Here is a 17,866-nt window from a genome sequence, read left to right as displayed (position 1 = left end):
TTCAATGGTTCCAGGAAAATTCAGGGGAATTAAAAAGAGCCCAGTAGAGGTCTTCGGTGACTTTGACACGTTGCTGTTGATTTTTTGCTGACTGATACTGTTTCAGAAAATAGTCGCGTTCCTCTGTCGTGGGAAGTCGGGTCAGGCAGACCAGGTAACAGGTTTCAATCCGCTTGTCGGCAGAGACGTCGAGTGAAGCAATGCGCCCGACCGAGTTCAATGGCGTGGCACTGCCGTTCTCTCTGGCGAACTCGCCATTCATCCGCAACAGAGCCTGTGGGATTGTACCGGGGAAATCGTTGAGTTCGTCACTTCCCAGGTCACCATACTCTTTCACAAAATTGAGTTCGGAAAAATAGCGGCGCGTTCTCATGATCAGATTCGAATTCTGATCAATGGTTTTCAGTGAAGAAGCCTGCAGCATTGAGCCAATGATCTGCTCGGGACGTAAGCGCACGAGGGGGAACAGGGCCCAGTTGTAAGTGGCGGCATCGATTTGTTCTGCTGTCTCCAGTTCCGATTCGGAAGAAAGCTGAAATGGTCGGGATGCGACGATGATCTGAATCAGGCGTTTGATGTCATAGCCGTTTTCACGGAAGTCTGTTCCCAGAATATCAAGCAGGCCTGGATCAGACTGGGAGAGATCCGCAGGCGCAGGCAGATCATCAACGGGATCGTAATAAGGAATGCCGAATAACAGTCCCCAGACGCGATTGGCGGAGGCGCGTTCAAAGCGGCGGTTGTCCGGATGGGTGACCCACTCCGCGAGTCGTTCACGCAAGGTCCCTTCTGCAGGCAGGCATTCTTCCAGAAAGGGAACGCGGGGGGCCACTTCACGCTGTTCCAGCGTCATCCGGTCTTCCACTTCGTATTTCAGTTTTTCGTTCGAGCGTACGCCGAGCACCTGCACTTCGACCTGACCGTAAAAAGCAGTCAACCCTTCGAAGTCAGCCTGCTTCCAGTGGTCGAAGGGATGATCGTGGCACTGGGCACAGTCAATCCGCTGTCCCAGAAAGGCACGGACGGTGCTGCCGGTCAATTTGTTTCGGTCCAGGTTTCCATCCGCGACGGCAGAGGTGATGAAATTGGTTTCAGGGTCGCCGGTCCAGAGTCCTTCGCCGGCAATCAGTTTGCGCACCAGTTCGTCATACGGAGTATTGGCCTGAATCTGCTCACTGAGCCAGGCTTTGAACCGATCGCGTCGAAAAATGATGAACTGTCCCTGGGCGACGCCGACAAACGCGCGGGTGAATCGTTCGGAGAAGTAGTCGGCGAAACGACGGTCGGCGAGCAGTTTTTGTGTCCAGCGCTGCATTCGGTCAGCGCCCGACATGCTTTCAAACTCTCGGATTTCTTCGAGGGAAGGGACCGTACCATGTAGAGCCAGCGACAGCCGTCTGAGCTGTGTCAGTTCCGGGACCGTCGATGCCGGCGAGATTTTTTTCTCAGTCCATTGCTTTGTAAAAAACTGATCCACCTGTTGAACGGTCTCTGTAAAAGAGTCTGTTTCAACGACAGTGGGAGGGGGCGGAGACTTTTCGATCGGGCTGCTGGATGCCCAGGTAACCAGAGTGACAACCAGCCCGACAACGCAGAGGGGCAGGCAGACAACTTTCCAGTGACGGGCATGGCGCTTCATGAGTCGATCTCGAAATGATTTTAAAAGTTCCCTCAGAAAAGCGGGAAGAACGAATCAGCTTTACAGTTAATCTTACCAGATGTGGTATTCGAAAGTTTCAGCGAATTATTGAAACTATCGAGTTTTTTCCGAGTACCAATATTACCGGATCGACGTTCTCTACAGGAATGCTTCTCGATCTGGTCGGGAAAATCTGCTATAAACATGACTTAGCTTGTTTCGATGTCCAGACGTTTCTGACTGTCTGGTGAGTGTTCTGGCAAGAGTATCCAACATCGATCAGCTTCAGTGATTGACAGGTGTTAATTTGAAGAGACACGCCGATTCCGGGAAAGTACTTGATGTTTCCGATACTCCCGGAATTCCTGATCATCAGAGGGAGCGGGCTATGAACGAGTATATCACCCAGCCGGCAGATACGAATGATCCTGCCGATATGAGTGCCGGCGCGGCCTGTGAAATCACGGAGTTCCCGGATGAGTCGGCCGAACCATTCGACAGCACCACCGAGATCGAACAGTTCTATCCTGATGAAGTTGTGGGTAACATTCCCCCTTTTCCTCATTTGCTGCGACATCCTCTCAAGGCTGCCTTCTGGATGATTCGCATGGTCTTCGGCTTTGCCTGCCTGGTCTTGTTTCTGGCGCTCATCGCGGCCGTCCCGATTCTGAATTTTATCGCGCTGGGATATCTGTTGGACGTGGAAGGGCGCGTGGCGCGGACCGGGAAGATTCGTCTCGCGTTTCCTCTGCTGGATATTGCCCCGCGGCTGGGAATGATTGTGATTGGTGTGGCACTCTGGATGATACCCCTGTTTCTGCTGGCGGGCGCAGCAGCGGATGCACATCTGATTGATCCCGGCGGGAGCAGTGATCGCAGTCTGCATATGATCAATCGCGTGGCCGCAATCGCGATTGCCGTCCATCTCTGTCTGGCGTTAGCACGCGGCGGCACATTCTGGTGTTTCGTGCGGCCACTTAAAAATGCTATCTGGTTTTACAGACAGATTCGTGCAGGAGGCTACCTGGACCGGGCTGCGACGCATGTCGGTGAGTTTTTTTCCTCGCTGAAACTGGGAAAGAATTTTTCATTGGGTCTGCGCGGTTTTCTGGGGGCACTGCTCTGGCTGATTATCCCTTCGGCCATGTTTGCCGCCGCCAGTTCACCCGAAGGAGGACAGGGGGGCGCCGTTGCTGTCACACTGCTGGGGGGCTTGAGCCTGGTGATTGTGCTGGGCTGGTTGCCGATCCTCCAGGCGCATTTTGCGGCCGAGAATCGTTTTCGGGCCATGTTTGAATTGAAGACCGCCAGGCGAAAATTTAAACGGACTCCACTGCTGTGGATGCTCTCTCTGATCATTGTGTATGTTCTGTCTCTGCCCCTCTACCTGTTTAAGGTGGCAGCGCTTCCCCGCGATGCGATCTGGGGAATTACCCTGATTTTTGTGGCGACAATTTACCCGACAAAAATCCTGCTGGGCTGGGTTTACTATCGGGCCTCTTCCAAAACAAAGAATGCCTGGTTTGGCTGGCGCTGGTTGAGCCGCACCATGATTCTCCCCTTACTGGCTGTCTACGTCTTTATTCTGTTTTTTACCCAGTTTATCGGCGTGCATGGCAACCGGGTTCTGATGGAACATCATCTCTTCCTGCTGCCGGTTCCCTTCTGATTCCGAATCAGCCTCTGGTGTTTAAATCTTGCTGACAGACGGTGTTGGGGCTTTCTGTCCTCTGCCGGAACTCTCAATTTCTGCTAAAGGAAATCTCTGTTTCCTCAGGCACAAGTGCAAATTTCAGAAAATCCTTTCGCCTTTTAAAATTCTCAACTATATGATTCTGTTAGAGAGACAACAGGATAAAATAGAGAGTAGACAACTTGAGATTCATCATCATCTACCCGTCGCAGAATTGATCCGGATTTCTTACCGGAGTCCGGCTTAAGGATATGCAGGGAAAAGTTCTTATTTTCCCGGCACACACGTTTGCATCATATCATGGCTTCGCGTGTTGCCTTTAACGGAACAGAGACAATTGCGCCTGGCCAGTTTCTTGAAAGGCAGGACAAGCGATGAACGAATACAAGGTAGACGACGTTAGGAATGTGGCATTGGTCGGCCACGGGGCTGTTGGCAAAACAACTGTAGCCGATCTCATGCTGTTTCAATCTGGTGCCACTTCTCGCTTGGGGTCTGTCGATGATGGCACCAGTCTGCTGGATACGGATGAAGAAGAAATTGACCATCGCATTTCCATCGCTTCCACTCTGGTTCACTTCGATTACGGTGGACATCATATCAATCTGATTGACACGCCCGGCTATCCCGATTTCATCGGGCAGGTTTCCGGCGCCTTACGTGCCGTCGAGACCGCCTTGATCCTGTTGAATGCAGGGCACGGAGTCGAGATCAATGCTCTGCGTGTTTCCAAAATGGCGCAGGAAGCCGGGATTGCCCGGATGATCGTGCTCAATAAATGTGATGCAGACAATATTGATTACGAAGCACTCTTAAATGCGGTTCGAGATACGTTTGGCTCTCAATGCATTCCCATTAACCTGCCTGTGGGGCTGGGGGCCGACTTCAAAGCCGTCTACGATCTGGTAAAAAAAACAGATGCCCCTGATTCTGGCGTTCTTGGCGATCCCGAGGGAACCCGCCAGATGTTAATCGAAGCGATCGTGGAATCCAACGAAGCGTTGCTGGAACGGTTCTTTGAAGGGGAAGAACTCAGCCCGGCAGAGTTGTCCAGAAATATCCCTAAAGCGATGGCAGCAGGGACCCTGATCCCCGTGTTGTTCATGAGCGCCAAAACAGGGGTTGGCGTGGCTGAGTTTATGGATGCGATGTCGAACTACACGTTATGTCCCCAGGACATTCAGCGCATGGAACAGACAAAAGATGGTCGTTCCGTCGTGCTCGATCCTTCGCCGGATCAACCTTTTGTTGCTCAGGTCATCAAAACCCGCATCGATCCCTTTATCTCGAAGATGAGTTATCTGCGCGTCTTTTCCGGAAAGCTGAATAAAGATTCGTCAGTGGTCAATGTACGTACCGGGAAGCCGGTCCGCATCACGCAGCTACTAGATGTCCAGGGAGGGAAACAGGAGACCGTCGATGAAGTCTCAGTCGGAGATATCTTTGCAGTCGCGAAAGTGGACGATTTAAAACTGGGTGATACGCTGGCAGCCGATGCAAATGGAGATGGACTGTCGTTGCCTGAAATCAAGTTTCCCCATCCTGTCGTTGGCCTGGCTGTCGAGCCGAAAAGTCAGAATGATCAACAGAAAATATCAGGCGCACTCCACAAGATCGAAGAAGAAGATCAGACGTTTCATGTGATCCATGATGAAGAAACGCATGAGATGGTGATGCAGGGAATGAGCGAACTGCATCTGAAGATCGTGCAGGAGCGTCTGCTGCATCGGGACAAAGTGGAAGTGGTCACGCATCTGCCGAAAGTGCCTTATCGTGAAACGATCATGGGGAGCGCCGAAGGCAGTTACCGACACAAAAAACAGTCGGGGGGAGCAGGGCAGTTCGCCGAAGTTCATCTCAAAGTCTCAGCGATGCCCCAGGATGTGAACCCGGAAGAATATTTCACCAAAGACAATTTCGATCACCTTCGCTCCTATCACTACGATCCCGAAATGAACTTCGCATTCGTCGATCGCATCTCGGGTGGTTCCATTCCCAATCAGTTTATCCCTGCTGTGGAAAAAGGGGTGCTGGAAAAAATGAAACAGGGAGTGATTGCCGGCTGTCAGGTTCAGAATCTGATCTGCGAAGTGTTCTTCGGGAAAGATCATCCCGTAGACAGTAACGAGACGGCCTTTAAAATCGCCGGCGGTAAATGTTTTGCCGAACTGTTTGCGAAGTCGCGTCCCGTATTGATGGAACCGATTGTAAAAATCGAAATTCTGATTCCGGCAGAAAATGTGGGAGATATCAGCAGCGATCTCTCCAGTCGCAGAGGCCGCATGGAAGGGATGGCAGTATCACCCGGTGGTTATGAAATCATTCAGGCCCGGGTTCCGCTGGCCGAAATTATGACTTATGCCCGGACGCTTTCCAGTTTAACGGGAGGTCGTGGGACATACGATATTGAATTGAGTCACTACGAAATGATCCCGCCGAACGAGCAGAGTAAAATCATTGAGCTGCTCAATAAAGCCCGTGAATAACAGTCGTGCGAACCAAATCTGGAATTAAGAGCGAACCTGCAGTGACGATGGTTGCTGCAGGTTTTTTCTGTACACAGATTATTTCTTTTTCTTCTTCGGACGGCTCAATGGCTGATTCCACATCTTCAGCTGTTTTTTGATCTCGTCGAGCGACATCGGTACGGGAGACAGTTTGATCTGCGTTTCGATGTCATATTGTTCGTTGGTCACTTTTTCGTCCAGTCGATCAATTTCGTCTTCGAGATTCCGCATCCAGTCGGGGACGTCGATTCCTGAACCAATGGTCGATGCCAGGTACCGTTCGATTTCTTCCTGCAGGATTGAAAACGCAGCCGATTCTTCATTGCCGTCGCGGGCATCATTCATCGCCCGGGGGACCAGAGCCAGCATACGATTGACTGCCAGCGGTTTCACAAACCGTTCATTCAGATGGTCGGAAATCAGAGGCAGATTGATTTTATATTCCGATTCGGTCTGTTTCAGTTTTTTCAGATGTTTCTTTGCCATCTCTTCAGAAGTGGCTTCGAAGACGGCTTCCCAGATCAGGGCTGACTCGTTGCGATCCTGCTGGGCCAGAACTTTATGGGCGATCAGGAGTGGCACCATTTTCCAGTCGTCACGCTCATAGGCGGCTTCGATTCGCAGGAAGTCGAGCAGGCAGTAAAACATTTCGCCATAGTCAGACTGAGTCGTGGTACTGTTGTATTCCACAAAGCGATCGAATTTATCGATGACAGATTCGAAGATGACCTTCAGATTGGTCACCGCCTCTTCCATTTCGATATTGCCTTCTTCCAGATCCGTCAGCAGCGCCATGGGCTCTGCCGGGTTCTGGTACTCTGCCAGATAATTCAGATACTGTTCGATGCCGTTATGCAGGATAGTGCGCAGGTTGCCCAGCGTCAGGTATTGTGCATGGAACAGGTCTGCTCCATAAAGCTCGATGAACTGTCTCACTTCCTGCCAGACAAAATCCTGGTTCAACGCTTCTGCACTGGAAAGACGCATCGTTCGGCTGTGCTTCAACCATTGATCGCGATATTTATCGACCAGCTTTTCTGCAATCTCTATCAGCTGTTCATCATCGAGTTGTTCAGACTCCCATTCATGGGACGAACGAATGATGGCGGAGAGAGAACTGCGTAGCGCTGTGCGGAACAGTCGATCGAATTCACTGACGGCAATTCCTTCGGGACGGGAACTGCGTTCCATGCGATAAGCGGTTTTCAGCAACTGCCAGGTTTCCCTCAGCAGACCCAGACTGGGGAGTTGTGAGAGCAGGAATCGAAGAATCATCTGCAATGAACGTACTTTGAGAACGGTGTTCGGTTTGCCCCCCTGATCGATGGGAGTATACAGCAGCGGAGTTTCCGCGATACTGCTTAAAAAGTGAGGAAATTCTCTTCTGACCAGTTCGATATCCCGCGTGAGTACGCCACGGTAAATCGGAACCAGCAGACTTTCATTTTCAGAAAGTTCTCCTTCCGCTTTGGACGGAGGCATTGTCGAAAGCAGCATCAAACGTGCCGAACGACAGTTAACTGTAGTGATGATAATGGCATGCATCAGGTAGAATTTTGTCTGCATCTGCAGGTCGTATTCGATATTCGAATCGTGATCGCCACTCGGTTTGGGAATCTGGTAGTTCCAGATCGAGTTCAGCAGCACGACCAGTTCCTGCTGCAGATGCTCGGTATGCCGAATCCAGCCTTCAATGGAATGCAGCGTATCTTCATTTAATACGCTTACAGAATTTTCCCCCTGGCTGATTTCCGCTTCACTGTAAAATGCGGCTGATAATTGCCAGAGTTGGGACAGCGTATTTAAAAACTTGAGACGCGGTTCCAGTTGCCGATTGATCGATTCAATTTCAGAATTACTGGGGGAGTAGCCAGAGTCCATCATTTCTCCCTGGACACCATCATCGGCACTGTCACGAAATGTCACATTTTCGTAGGCGGCGTTGAACAGTGAGTCCTCTTCGTCCGGTTCAACCGCTTCGATATCGAAAGGATCTTCGATTTCTTTTTCCGGGACCGGCAGGACTGCATCAAAGTGAGGGACCGACCAGTAATCGGCGGCATTCACTTCCAGGTAATCGAACATTTTGCGGATGGAAGTACTGTTCGCATTGAAGGATTCGGGTTCAATCTCGGAGGTCAGCTGTCGCATCCACTGCAGCAGCACAGAATGGATCGAGTAGGGGCCAGACTCAAGACCGGTCTGGTCAACCTGGCTCAACCATTGCATGATCAGTCCGATGGCGGCGACATGGTCCTGCTTCTGCAGTAATGCGTCGACCGTCAATGCGTATGCTTTTGCCGATTCGAACCGATCGACGTGCTCGCGCCAGAAGGAAATATCTCCGACGGCTTCTCCCCCTTTTTTCCACTCCGTTAAAATTTGCGAGACATGGGCCGCCGATTCGAAAGAATCCTGTCCATTGACATGAGGCAGATCTTCAACCGTCGTCGTAGCATAGCGATCCCAGGTTTCCGCCAGTTTCTGAAAACGATGTGAAATTTCCAGTTTCAGTTTGTCATTGCCCTGTGCTGCTGCCTCACTGAGTGTGGCTGAGTAGGCAGAAAACATTTCTTCCATCAGATCCAGCAGGACTTCACTGCGCTGATCCGGAATACTGTCTTCGCGTGAGATAAACAAGGGAAATAATCCCTGAAACCCCAGAATGTTCCAGGGGTCAATCAAGGCACCACATTCGATACCCCGCGTCAGATGATCTTCAATTTCCGGAATCAGTTTCCAGGCCTGCTCCAGTTCATAGCGTTCCAGATGCAGGTGCACCAGGGTGATCCGCCATTGGATCTCGCATTCAAACCGGACGGAAGTGCAGGGGATGACGGCAGCTTCGCAGCGGGCTGCGACCGAAAAACCCATCCGCGCATAAATGCGGGACAGTTGTCGGTGCTGAACCTGCTGGGCGCCATAGCGTGCCAGATGCAGATTCAGATAGTGACGAATGTGTCCAAAGGGCTGCTGTGACTGTTTGGCTTCTTTCCGCAGACGTTCCGCCCGCGATCCACTGGCCGACGCCAGCAGGCGGTTGTAGTAGTCATCCCGTTGACGGGCCACTTTGGGAAGCAGCGAAGTCAGGCTGATATCGCTGGCATGTGTGTCCGGTCCCGAGCCACTGATCGATGAGGCCATCAGCATCGTACCGCTCAGGACTGCGGCAGCATCTTCCAGTCGTTCCTGCAGAGGAATTTCCTTGTGTTCATCAATCCAGGCCAGCAGTGAGTCGAGAATCAGGCGGCGGATGACGAAGCGACGATAATAACCCTGGTTATCGATGATGTGTGGATCCCATTCGCCAAACATATAGTTCGTGCGTTTGTTGACCGGATGCAGGTGGTCATGAGCCCGCAGGTCGATGGCAATTTCATCCATGCGTTCCAGGCGGAAGTGGGCCTGATGCAGCAGGTCATCGGGGGTGGTCTGGAGTGTCTTGATGGTCTGTTCGATTAATTTCTGATACACGCCACAAGCGACACCACTGTCACGAAAGTAGACGGGCAGAGGTCGAAACTTTTCATGCGGGTAAACCTGCATCTGGCGACCGTTTTCCAATACAGCGACCGGACGGAAACCGACAAAATCATTCAGTCTGTCGATTGTACCTGTCACAATGCGATCTGTTTCAGACCAGGGGCCTCCCTGTTCCAGCAATGATTCAAACAGCACTGACAGAAAATAGGGTTGAAGAAATTCACGCTCACAGATGTGAAACAGCAGATCGCGATGGTGTGCTCTGTAGCGTGGCAGACATTCCTGCAAGGCGAGCCGAATAACATTTTCCGCTTGTGTTATTTCCTGAAATGCGCCTGAGGTGCCTTTCAGCGCTTTGAGCTGTGTACTCAGCAGGAGTTCCAGGGTTTCCGCCGAAGGCCGTTCATCCAGATCAGAAAAAAGCTGATTCCAGTTAAAACGGAATTTGGGATCCGGTTTGCCATTTGAGAAATTCAGATAGCCTAGAATTTCCCGAATGATGTGTTGATCGACGGCAGGCAATGGCGTCTCGCCTGAATGTTGATTACTCGATACTGTCATATTGGTAAACGTGGATAGTTGGATCTAATTCGGGATAAACGGGAATTCATTCTGCTCGACAGCAGTAAAACAGGCTATTTCGCTCATGAACAGTCTAAAAGGACTGAAACCCGAAATCTATTATGCTTTTTCAAGTCAGAGCGTCAATTCCCGGCATTTTGGCCTTTTGTAACTGGTTCAAGGAAAAGAGTTTATTGGATTTCTGATACATAACGGAATCAGCATGGATTCTCTGGTTTCGTTTGGTGTTCGCATGAGCATTCTCGAATACTTTTCGCTTCTGATACCGGCAGCCAACTTTTATTCAACTCTGAAGTCAGAGTATGACGATTATAACGAATATGCGTATTGCTCAAGCTGCCATTATTGGATCACTTGAGTGAAACGATATCAGGGCAAACTCTTGTGACTGGTTTGTACAGGTGTTTGCCCGGATTCACAGTGTGTTGACTCTATTATATCCAGGTTAAGGGTGTGTCAGAAACTGACAGGCGGTCAATGCGTACACAATTTGAATGAATCAGTTTCCCAGCAACGCTCGGACTTGGAGCTGGGGAAGCTTTAGTGTCAAACCTGAATTCAGGCGATAAGGATGTGGACAGACAGATGGAACACTTGGAATCCCTGCCGGAAAGTGAAACAGAAGACCATTTCTTGAACTGGTCGAAAGCGATCTTGAAATCTCCTCTCTTCTGGGGAACGGCCGCCACGTTCGGGTTTTATGCCCTTATCCCCTATCTTCCGGTCTATCAATCTTTGATTGATCGTTATTTTTGCAGTCACCCGCTGGAATATGCGACTGCTGGCCTGTTTTTCATCGGCATGGCCATTATCGGTGTGAAAGGCATCGGTATGCTCAGTCAGAAGAAATCGTTATCAGAAACGAAAATTGACTGGGAAACCATCGGCGAAATTGAAAACCTCAATGATCGAATTGATGTCTTTTCCGAGCAGGTGGATTCACTTTCCAGCTGGATCGGTGAGACTTATCTCGGTAAGCGTCTGAAGGATACCGTCTCTTATGTGAAGGGGCGTCGTTCGGTTCAGGATCTGGATGAACATCTCAAGTATCTGGCCGAGCTGGCTGCCGAGCAGATGCACGCCAGTTACTCACTGATCCGTACCATAACCTGGGCTGTCCCGATCATCGGGTTCCTGGGTACTGTGATCGGGATTACCATCGCGATTGCCAATGTGACCCCCGATCAGTTAGATACTTCGCTCTCTGAAGTCACCGGTGGTCTGGCGGTTGCCTTTGATACCACGGCTCTCGCGCTGGGGCTCTCGCTGATTCTGGTTTTCTCCACTTTTATTGTGGAACGGATGGAGCAAAAACAACTGGAACAGATCGAGCTGTTCGGGATTGAAAACATTGCCTCCTGTTTGAGCGTATCGGAAAGCACACTGAGCCCACTGGAGTCGGCTGAAGCTGAAGCGGCGCAGGAACTGGTCCAGCGTACCGAAGAAATGATTTTACGACAGACCGAACTCTGGCAACAAAGTCTGGAAGGATTACGCGGCCGCTGGTCTGAAATGATGGAACGCCAGCAGTCGAATTTTGATTCTACTCTCCAGGAAGGGATGACCAGTACACTGGGAAGTCATTCTTCTCAGCTGGAATCTTTGCGGAATGAGTTTCTGACCGCCTACCAGGCGACGACCGAGCAGATTGAGCTGATGCTCACCCGCTGGCAGGATAAGCAGAAAGAATCGAACAGTGCGTTCTCGACTCATCTGGCCCAGATCTGGAGTGAAGTGCATCAGGATGTGATTTCAGCACAGTCACGACAGACTTCGCAGATTGAGCAGGCAACAAAAGAGATTGCCGGCGAAGTCCGACTTTGGAATCAGCAGCTGAAAGACACCTCAGAAGTTTCGACTCTGCAGATCGAAGCCTTGAATTCTCAAAGTGAAAATCTATTGAAAATTGTTGGTCAGGAAGAGCATCTGGTTGGCCTGCAGAAACGACTGGCCGAAAACCTGGATGCGATTCGCGCCACAGAAACCTTCGAAGAAACACTGCATAGCCTGAGTGCGGCTGTGCACTTACTCACCGCCCGCTCAAATCGAAATCACGCTGCCTGAGCATGAAACAGAAGTTGTGATTTTCTACTATTCAATGTTGAACGAAGTTAATACGCGGTTTTTTCCATGAGCAGACAAGGTAAGGAAGCACGTTCGGTATCGCTATTTCCCTTCTTAGCGGTCCTCATTTGTGCGATGGGTGCTTTGATTTTCCTGCTCGTCGTTACCACGCGCCGCATCCGCCACCAGGCGATCATGGAAGTGCAGAAAGTCATTGTGGAAGAAGTCGTTGAAGACGATTATTTTCCGCCCGTCATTTTCTCTGCAGAAGTGGAAGAACCGGAACCTGCTGCTCCGATCGTCGTCCAGGTGGAAGAACCGGAAGTGATTCCGGAGCCTGAGCCCCAGGTGATCAATCTGGCGCGGGAGCATGAAGAGAAACTGAAAGTCCTCCTCCTGCAGAGATCGCGTAAGCTGGAAGATCTGAAGGAGCAGAATCTGAGTCTGGTTCGCTTAAAACAGGAACTGGACCAGTCGGAAGATCAGTTGAAACAGAGTGAGCAGCAGATTCTGTCTCTGAATCAGAAGGACAAAGAACTGAATCAGAAAATGAATGCCCTGCAAAAGCAGAAAGCACGAATTGCCGAAATGCTTCAGGAAGAATTAGAGAACCTGGAAGCAAAAAAACAGTCACAGAAAACGGCACGTAGCAAGTATTCGATTATTCCCTATGATGGTCAGACCGGGACGGCGAAACGTCCTATTTTGATTGAATGTACTGACCAGGGACTGACGTTTCTCCCCGAAGGAATTACTTTAACGCCAGAAGACCTGAAGGAATTTACGCCCGGTTACAATCCGTTACTGGCAGGCACCCAGGCGTTATTTCAATATTGGAGAGCGAAAGATCAGGGGACGGGGAAAGAACCTTACGTCCTGATTCTGGTCAGACCCAGTGGCAGCGTGGGGTACTATGTGGCCCGCAAACTGTTGAATAACCTGGAACTCGATTCCGGTTACGAACTGATTGACGCTGACTGGGAATTTGCATTGCCCGCCAAAGATACCCGGGCAGAACAGGTCTGCCAGGAAGCCGTCGATCGTGTCTTGAGTGAACGAAAGCATCTGGTTTCTCAACTAAGCCAGAGTCAACAGGGAACCAGCGAGAGACGCCTGCAGTTTGATGCGCGAACCGGCACAGTCCGGGTCATTGAACCGGAGGAAGTCTCAGGTCGAGGTAGAGGGGGATCCGCAGGATCAGGATCGGGACAACTCTCGCAGGGGAGAGGGGGGGATGGTTCGTCCCGGTTCAGTGATGTATTAACACCGCGCCAGCAGATGGCGCGAGCCGAACATTTATCTCGGGTTGCCGATCAGGAGCATATTGTTTCGCAGGGCAATCGAGGCGGTCACAGCGGTGGGGAACATCGCGGTCTCTATTCAGGAATGACAGCGGATGCCGGCAAGACCGGAGCAGGTGCAACTGGAAATCTCCCTGGCACGCGTCCGGGGGCAGAAGTCTACGACATTGAAGATCTCAAAGGTCCCTATAGCGGTGGTGAAGGGGCTGGTCCCGGTGTGAAACAGGCCAAGGTAATCGGCCGTGATCAGTTAAAAGAAATGGCAGAGCAGCATCTGATCGATCTGGAAGACCGGCAGCCCGGTAAGCCTGGCAGTGGAGAACAGAAGCAGGGACAGTCTGAAGTTAAAACCGATTCTCAAAATTCAATGGCTCAGAATCGCGTGATCGAAAATCCGTTCCTGAAAGAGGGAACTCAGACCGGAAACAGTACTTCTCAGCAGCAGACTGCCAGCGCGGATGCGATTCCGCCGAGTCCATTTCCGCGGACACCGGGGCAATCAGCTCGAGGAGCCGGAAACGCCAGTTCGATTTCATTGCAACGATCTCACAGGTCGGCAAGCCAGTCGGACATGGATTCGCAGAATCGACCATGGGGCGCTCTGCAGTCACGTTCCGGCATCGGTTTTGAGCGGGAAATTACGGTTCAGATCGGTGCAGACCGGATCATCGTAGGAGACGAAAAGGTGATTGGCGTCGATCAGGGCATCTCACCGGAAAAACTGTCACAGACGATGATGGTTGTGCTGGATCAATATGTTACTTCCTGGGGTGCTGCTCCTAAAGGCTTTTACTGGGTTCCTACCCTGCAGTTTACGGTCAGCCCGGGGGGGAATCAGTACTATGAACGGTTGAAATCCTCGGCACAAAAGATGGGACTTCAGACCGAAGCAAAATACACGCTGGATCCTCTGCCGGGGTCTTCCTCACTCTCGACTGTGAAGGAGCAATAAGATGAGCCGCCGTACAGCACAGGGAGAAGCAGGGTTCGGATCAGATTCCTTTCTGGACATCGTGGCGAATATCGTCGGGATTCTTATTATTCTGATTGTGATCGCCGGGATCAAGATGAGCCAGGCACCAGTGACGGTGGCTGAAAATCAGGAAGCGGTTCCCGTTCAGCCGGAAATTATCGATCAGGATCTGAAAGCGTTTCTGCCTAAGATCGTACCAGAACCGCCACCGTCTCCCGTACTCGCTTTGGAGCCACAGGAACCAAAACCGTTCGTGCCTCAAAAACCTAAGATCATTTATCAGCAACCTTCACAGGAACTGCTGGATGAAGTTCAGAAGGTGGAACAGGAACTGGTGCAGCTGGATCAGGCGATGCAGAGTCGAAAAGCGGGTGCTGCTGAAATCAATATCAGGAAGCAGGAAGTCAGTGGCAAAGTCCTGTCGATGGTGTCGCAGGTCAATCAGAAGAGTGATCAACTGGAGCAGGAATACCGGCAGTTGTTGAGTCTGGTTGATACCACTAAAGAAACGAAAGAGCGACTGGAACGCGTCGTGTCACAGGCCCGTAAGGTTTCTGAGCCACAGGAACAGATCAAGGAATTAAAGCATCGATTGACGCCCGTCAGTCAACTTGTCACCGATAAAGAATGGCACTTTCTGCTTTCAGAGAACCGTGTTTCCTATGTTCCGATTAATGAATTGCTGATGGAACTGAAAGACCAGGTGATGAAACGCGGAAGCTGGCTGGCGAAGTACCGGGAACATCACGGGAAAGTGGGACCTTATCGCGGCTATACGATGGACTACATTGTCGAACGTCAGGCGTTGTCTGCCCTCGATCAGTTAAGTAACGGTGGCAGTGGCGGATTTCGTGTCGGCGTCTCCAAGTGGGAAATCAGCCGCAGTCCTGATATCGCTGGTGAGAGTCTGGAACAGGCGATGCAGAACAACTCCGAGTTTTTCCAGGCAATCACCGAAATCGGCAGTGGATCGACACTCACTTTCTGGGTGTATCCCGACAGTTTTGAGCTGTATCGCAGTCTGCAGAAACACGCTCATTCACTGGGTTACCAGGTTGCAGGGCGACCGTTGCCGTTTGGAGTTCCGATTGCCGGTTCACCTGCAGGCACCCGGTCCGCGGGGCAGTAAAGTTCGACCTCGTATCTGTTCGACGCGTCTATCTAATATAGCAGTGTAGCCAGTCTGCGTCGGTAGGTGCTCACCAGGGCAGATTGAGGCCCCAGGATATCAAAGATCCGCAGCATGGTCGCTTTGGCTTCGACTCCTGCTCCCGCTTTATCCTGTTCAATGATCGACAGGCAGATTTCCAGAGCTTCCTCATGCTTGTTGGAAATCGCCAGCGCATCGGCGAGCCCGATCTTCAGTGCTGCGTTATCAGGGTCTGCCTCGAGTGCGGCGCGAGCAGCTTCCACGCCTCCTGCTTCTTCTGCAGCGGCCTGTAACTCGAGCTGTGACTTGATCTGTTCTGCTTCCGGTTCCAGGAATCCACGTTTCTCCAGTTCCTGAATGATGTGGGAGCTTTCATCAAAACGGGACTGTTTTGCCAGCACGGACGCTAAACGGACTTTGATGAAGTCATTGGCTGGTTCGAGATCTAAGGCTGCTTTGTATTTGGCTTCGGCGGCGGCCAGGTCCGAGTCTTCAAGAATCTGCCCTTCCTGCAGGAGCATGTCGACGGGAGAAGGCAACAGATTAGTAATCCATTCCCGCAGTGACTCTTCCGGAAGAATTCCCTGAAAGTGATCGACAGGCTGCCCGTTTACAAAGGCGACTACCATGGGAATCGACTGCACACGAAATGCTGCTGCCAGGTTCTGCTGTTCATCGATGTTGATTTTGGCGAGAATGAATTTTCCCTGATACTCTTCAACCAGCTGATCCAGCAGGGGAGCCAGCTGCTGACAGGGACCACACCAGGGAGCCCAGAAATCAATGATAATGGGAAGCTGTTCCGACTTCTGAATCACCGCGGTTTCGAAGTTTTCTTCGGTGATATCAATGGTCCAGGCTGAGTTTGCTGACATGATTTCGTTCCTTGACTCGTTCACGCTTGGGGGCGACTGCGATTTAACTGAGGTATGATTATGCGACAGGCAGCTTACAGATGGCCCACTGTCCAAAATTTTCTTCTACTTCGATCTGTACCGATTCGATCTGACTGGCTTCATTGGATCCTATCACAGTCAGCAGCTGCTGGCCAATCCAGTGTGCGATCAATTCGGCAGTCGTGTTTTCCACCGGCAGCAAAATACAGTCTTCACGGGGAAAGACCCAGCGGCGGTTTTCAAAAGTCGCTTCGACTTCCTGGTCCTGTTCTCTGACCTTGATCTGCTGATGCAAAGTCGGCAGCAGGACCCGGTGGTCCAGTGCATCAACGGTTTTCTGTAACTGATCGCGGAGGGCGATGAAATCAAACACATACCCGTTCTCATCCAGAGGCCCAGTTAATTCGGCGGCGACGCGCCAGTTGTGGCCGTGCAGCCGTTCGCAGATGTTGCCGTTGAATGTGATGAAGTGCGCTGCACTGAAAACCAGATGATCTTTGGTGACGCGCACCTGGTAACGGGCAAATTTATTCATGGTGAAACTTTGAGTTCAGGTACGGATGAAATTGTGGTGGTATCTTTTCGATTATTGTACCGGGGGCAGGGGCAGGAATGAAACCATCCCGTAATGCGACGAACAGAGTTGCCACAATCAGGTCGGCAGTGGTGCCGGGATTTCGCTTGTTTCCCTGTTCGCGCAGCCAGGAATCAAATTCTTCGAGTTGACCTGTTCCCGCTTCTGACTGCAGGACTGATCGGGCGCGATTTGAGGCTGCTTCTGCTTCAGCCAGGCCCCGCTTTCTGGCGATTAAGGTATCGGGAAAGTCAGCCATCAGTCGCAGCTGTAATCTGATGATGGCGGTTTCCCAGCAGTCTGTCTGATTCCAGTATTCCGTAATCGCGGGGACCCCCGTCTTCAGAATGATCTGAAAGTCAGAAGCGTATTCGCGGGCAATCGAGTCCCGTTCGGCAGCGAGGCACATGACTTCGCGGAGCGTTTCCGTTGGTTCCAGCGCGATATCTTCGGCTTCTGCTGTTCCCATTCCTCCGGGATTTGCAATTCGGATCGCTTCGTAGACGGCACATGCATCTTCGACAGTCAATTGATCTAAAACGTCATGAATTCCTTCTGCGATGTTTAATTTTGCGGGAATCTGCATCAGGGGAGCCAGGAGCAAAACCATACCCAGATTGGAATTGCTGGTGACTGCTCTTTGAGTCTCTCTGATACAGGAGAGAACGAGTTCTCCCGTACTTTGTTCTGTGGATTGAGCCAGCAGGGGCGCGATGACTGCCGCCGATTTGAGAAAATCAGCATAGTTCAAGTCGGGGAAAGAAGCTGTTGGATGGACGTTTCCCGGTTTTCTGGCGGTGGCCTCCATCACACATGCCAGATAGCACCAATGTTCGAGTTGTTGATTATTTTGACTCATGGGGCCCGGCTCGATTGATGGTCGCTCGATTTCTACGTACAACAGTATGTAAAGAGTCTTAAGTATTCTGTTGGAAATCCACGTTTTGGTTTCATTCTGCAGGATGCATCGGCAGAAATGAAGTCTCTGGTCCTCCGATCTACCC

Annotated in this window: 10 protein-coding genes; 5 read left to right on the top strand and 5 right to left on the bottom strand. The window is 51.2% G+C overall.

From position 1 onward, the window contains the following. Position 1: 1 nt before the first annotated feature. Positions 2-1,639, bottom strand: coding sequence for a DUF1549 domain-containing protein (locus ACN0YN_RS07940; protein WP_417384468.1), 1,638 nt, complete (start codon positions 1,637-1,639; stop codon positions 2-4). A 388-nt stretch (positions 1,640-2,027) separates the two neighbouring features. Between ACN0YN_RS07940 and ACN0YN_RS07935 the strand changes: the two genes are divergently transcribed. Then, positions 2,028-3,308, top strand: a complete 1,281-nt coding sequence (locus ACN0YN_RS07935) for a DUF4013 domain-containing protein (protein ID WP_417384467.1) — start codon at positions 2,028-2,030, stop codon at positions 3,306-3,308. Positions 3,309-3,706: 398 nt separating this feature from the next. Further along, a complete protein-coding gene (locus ACN0YN_RS07930) occupies positions 3,707-5,818 on the top strand; it encodes an elongation factor G (protein ID WP_417384466.1) in 2,112 nt (703 codons plus the stop codon). A gap of 78 nt (positions 5,819-5,896) precedes the next feature. On the opposite strand, the gene ACN0YN_RS07925 is transcribed toward ACN0YN_RS07930, so the two are convergent. Beyond that, entirely contained in the window at positions 5,897-9,883 is a 3,987-nt protein-coding gene (locus ACN0YN_RS07925; RefSeq protein ID WP_417384465.1) for a hypothetical protein, read from the bottom strand. 606 nt (positions 9,884-10,489) lie between these two features. Here ACN0YN_RS07925 and ACN0YN_RS07920 point away from each other — a divergent pair. The 3 genes from ACN0YN_RS07920 (at position 10,490) to ACN0YN_RS07910 (ending at position 15,371) form a co-directional block, all read left to right on the top strand. Continuing rightward, positions 10,490-11,968 carry a MotA/TolQ/ExbB proton channel family protein gene (locus tag ACN0YN_RS07920; RefSeq protein WP_417384464.1) on the top strand — a complete coding sequence of 493 codons (1,479 nt, stop codon included), beginning with the start codon at positions 10,490-10,492 and terminating at the stop codon, positions 11,966-11,968. 66 nt (positions 11,969-12,034) lie between these two features. Beyond that, entirely contained in the window at positions 12,035-14,221 is a 2,187-nt protein-coding gene (locus tag ACN0YN_RS07915; RefSeq protein WP_417384463.1) for a hypothetical protein, read from the top strand. Between the two features lies 1 nt (position 14,222). Then, entirely contained in the window at positions 14,223-15,371 is a 1,149-nt protein-coding gene (locus ACN0YN_RS07910; protein WP_417384462.1) for a hypothetical protein, read from the top strand. A gap of 32 nt (positions 15,372-15,403) precedes the next feature. Here ACN0YN_RS07910 and trxA read toward each other — a convergent pair whose 3' ends face one another. The 3 genes from trxA to ACN0YN_RS07895 are packed head-to-tail and all read right to left on the bottom strand — an operon-like array spanning position 15,404 to position 17,721. Next, positions 15,404-16,267, bottom strand: a complete 864-nt coding sequence (gene trxA / locus ACN0YN_RS07905) for a thioredoxin (RefSeq protein WP_417384461.1) — start codon at positions 16,265-16,267, stop codon at positions 15,404-15,406. 58 nt (positions 16,268-16,325) lie between these two features. Then, positions 16,326-16,823, bottom strand: coding sequence for a 6-pyruvoyl trahydropterin synthase family protein (locus tag ACN0YN_RS07900; RefSeq protein WP_417384460.1), 498 nt, complete (start codon positions 16,821-16,823; stop codon positions 16,326-16,328). Next, on the bottom strand, positions 16,816-17,721 hold the full coding sequence (locus tag ACN0YN_RS07895; RefSeq protein WP_417384459.1) for a triphosphoribosyl-dephospho-CoA synthase: 906 nt from the start codon (positions 17,719-17,721) through the stop codon (positions 16,816-16,818). Before ACN0YN_RS07895 ends, ACN0YN_RS07900 begins: the two co-directional genes overlap by 8 nt. Positions 17,722-17,866: the final 145 nt, after the last annotated feature.

Source organism: Gimesia sp. (assembly GCF_048260065.1).
Classification (GTDB): Bacteria; Planctomycetota; Planctomycetia; order Planctomycetales; family Planctomycetaceae; genus Gimesia.
Note: the sequence above shows the minus strand (reverse complement) of the source record. Positions and strands in the feature narration are given on the sequence as shown.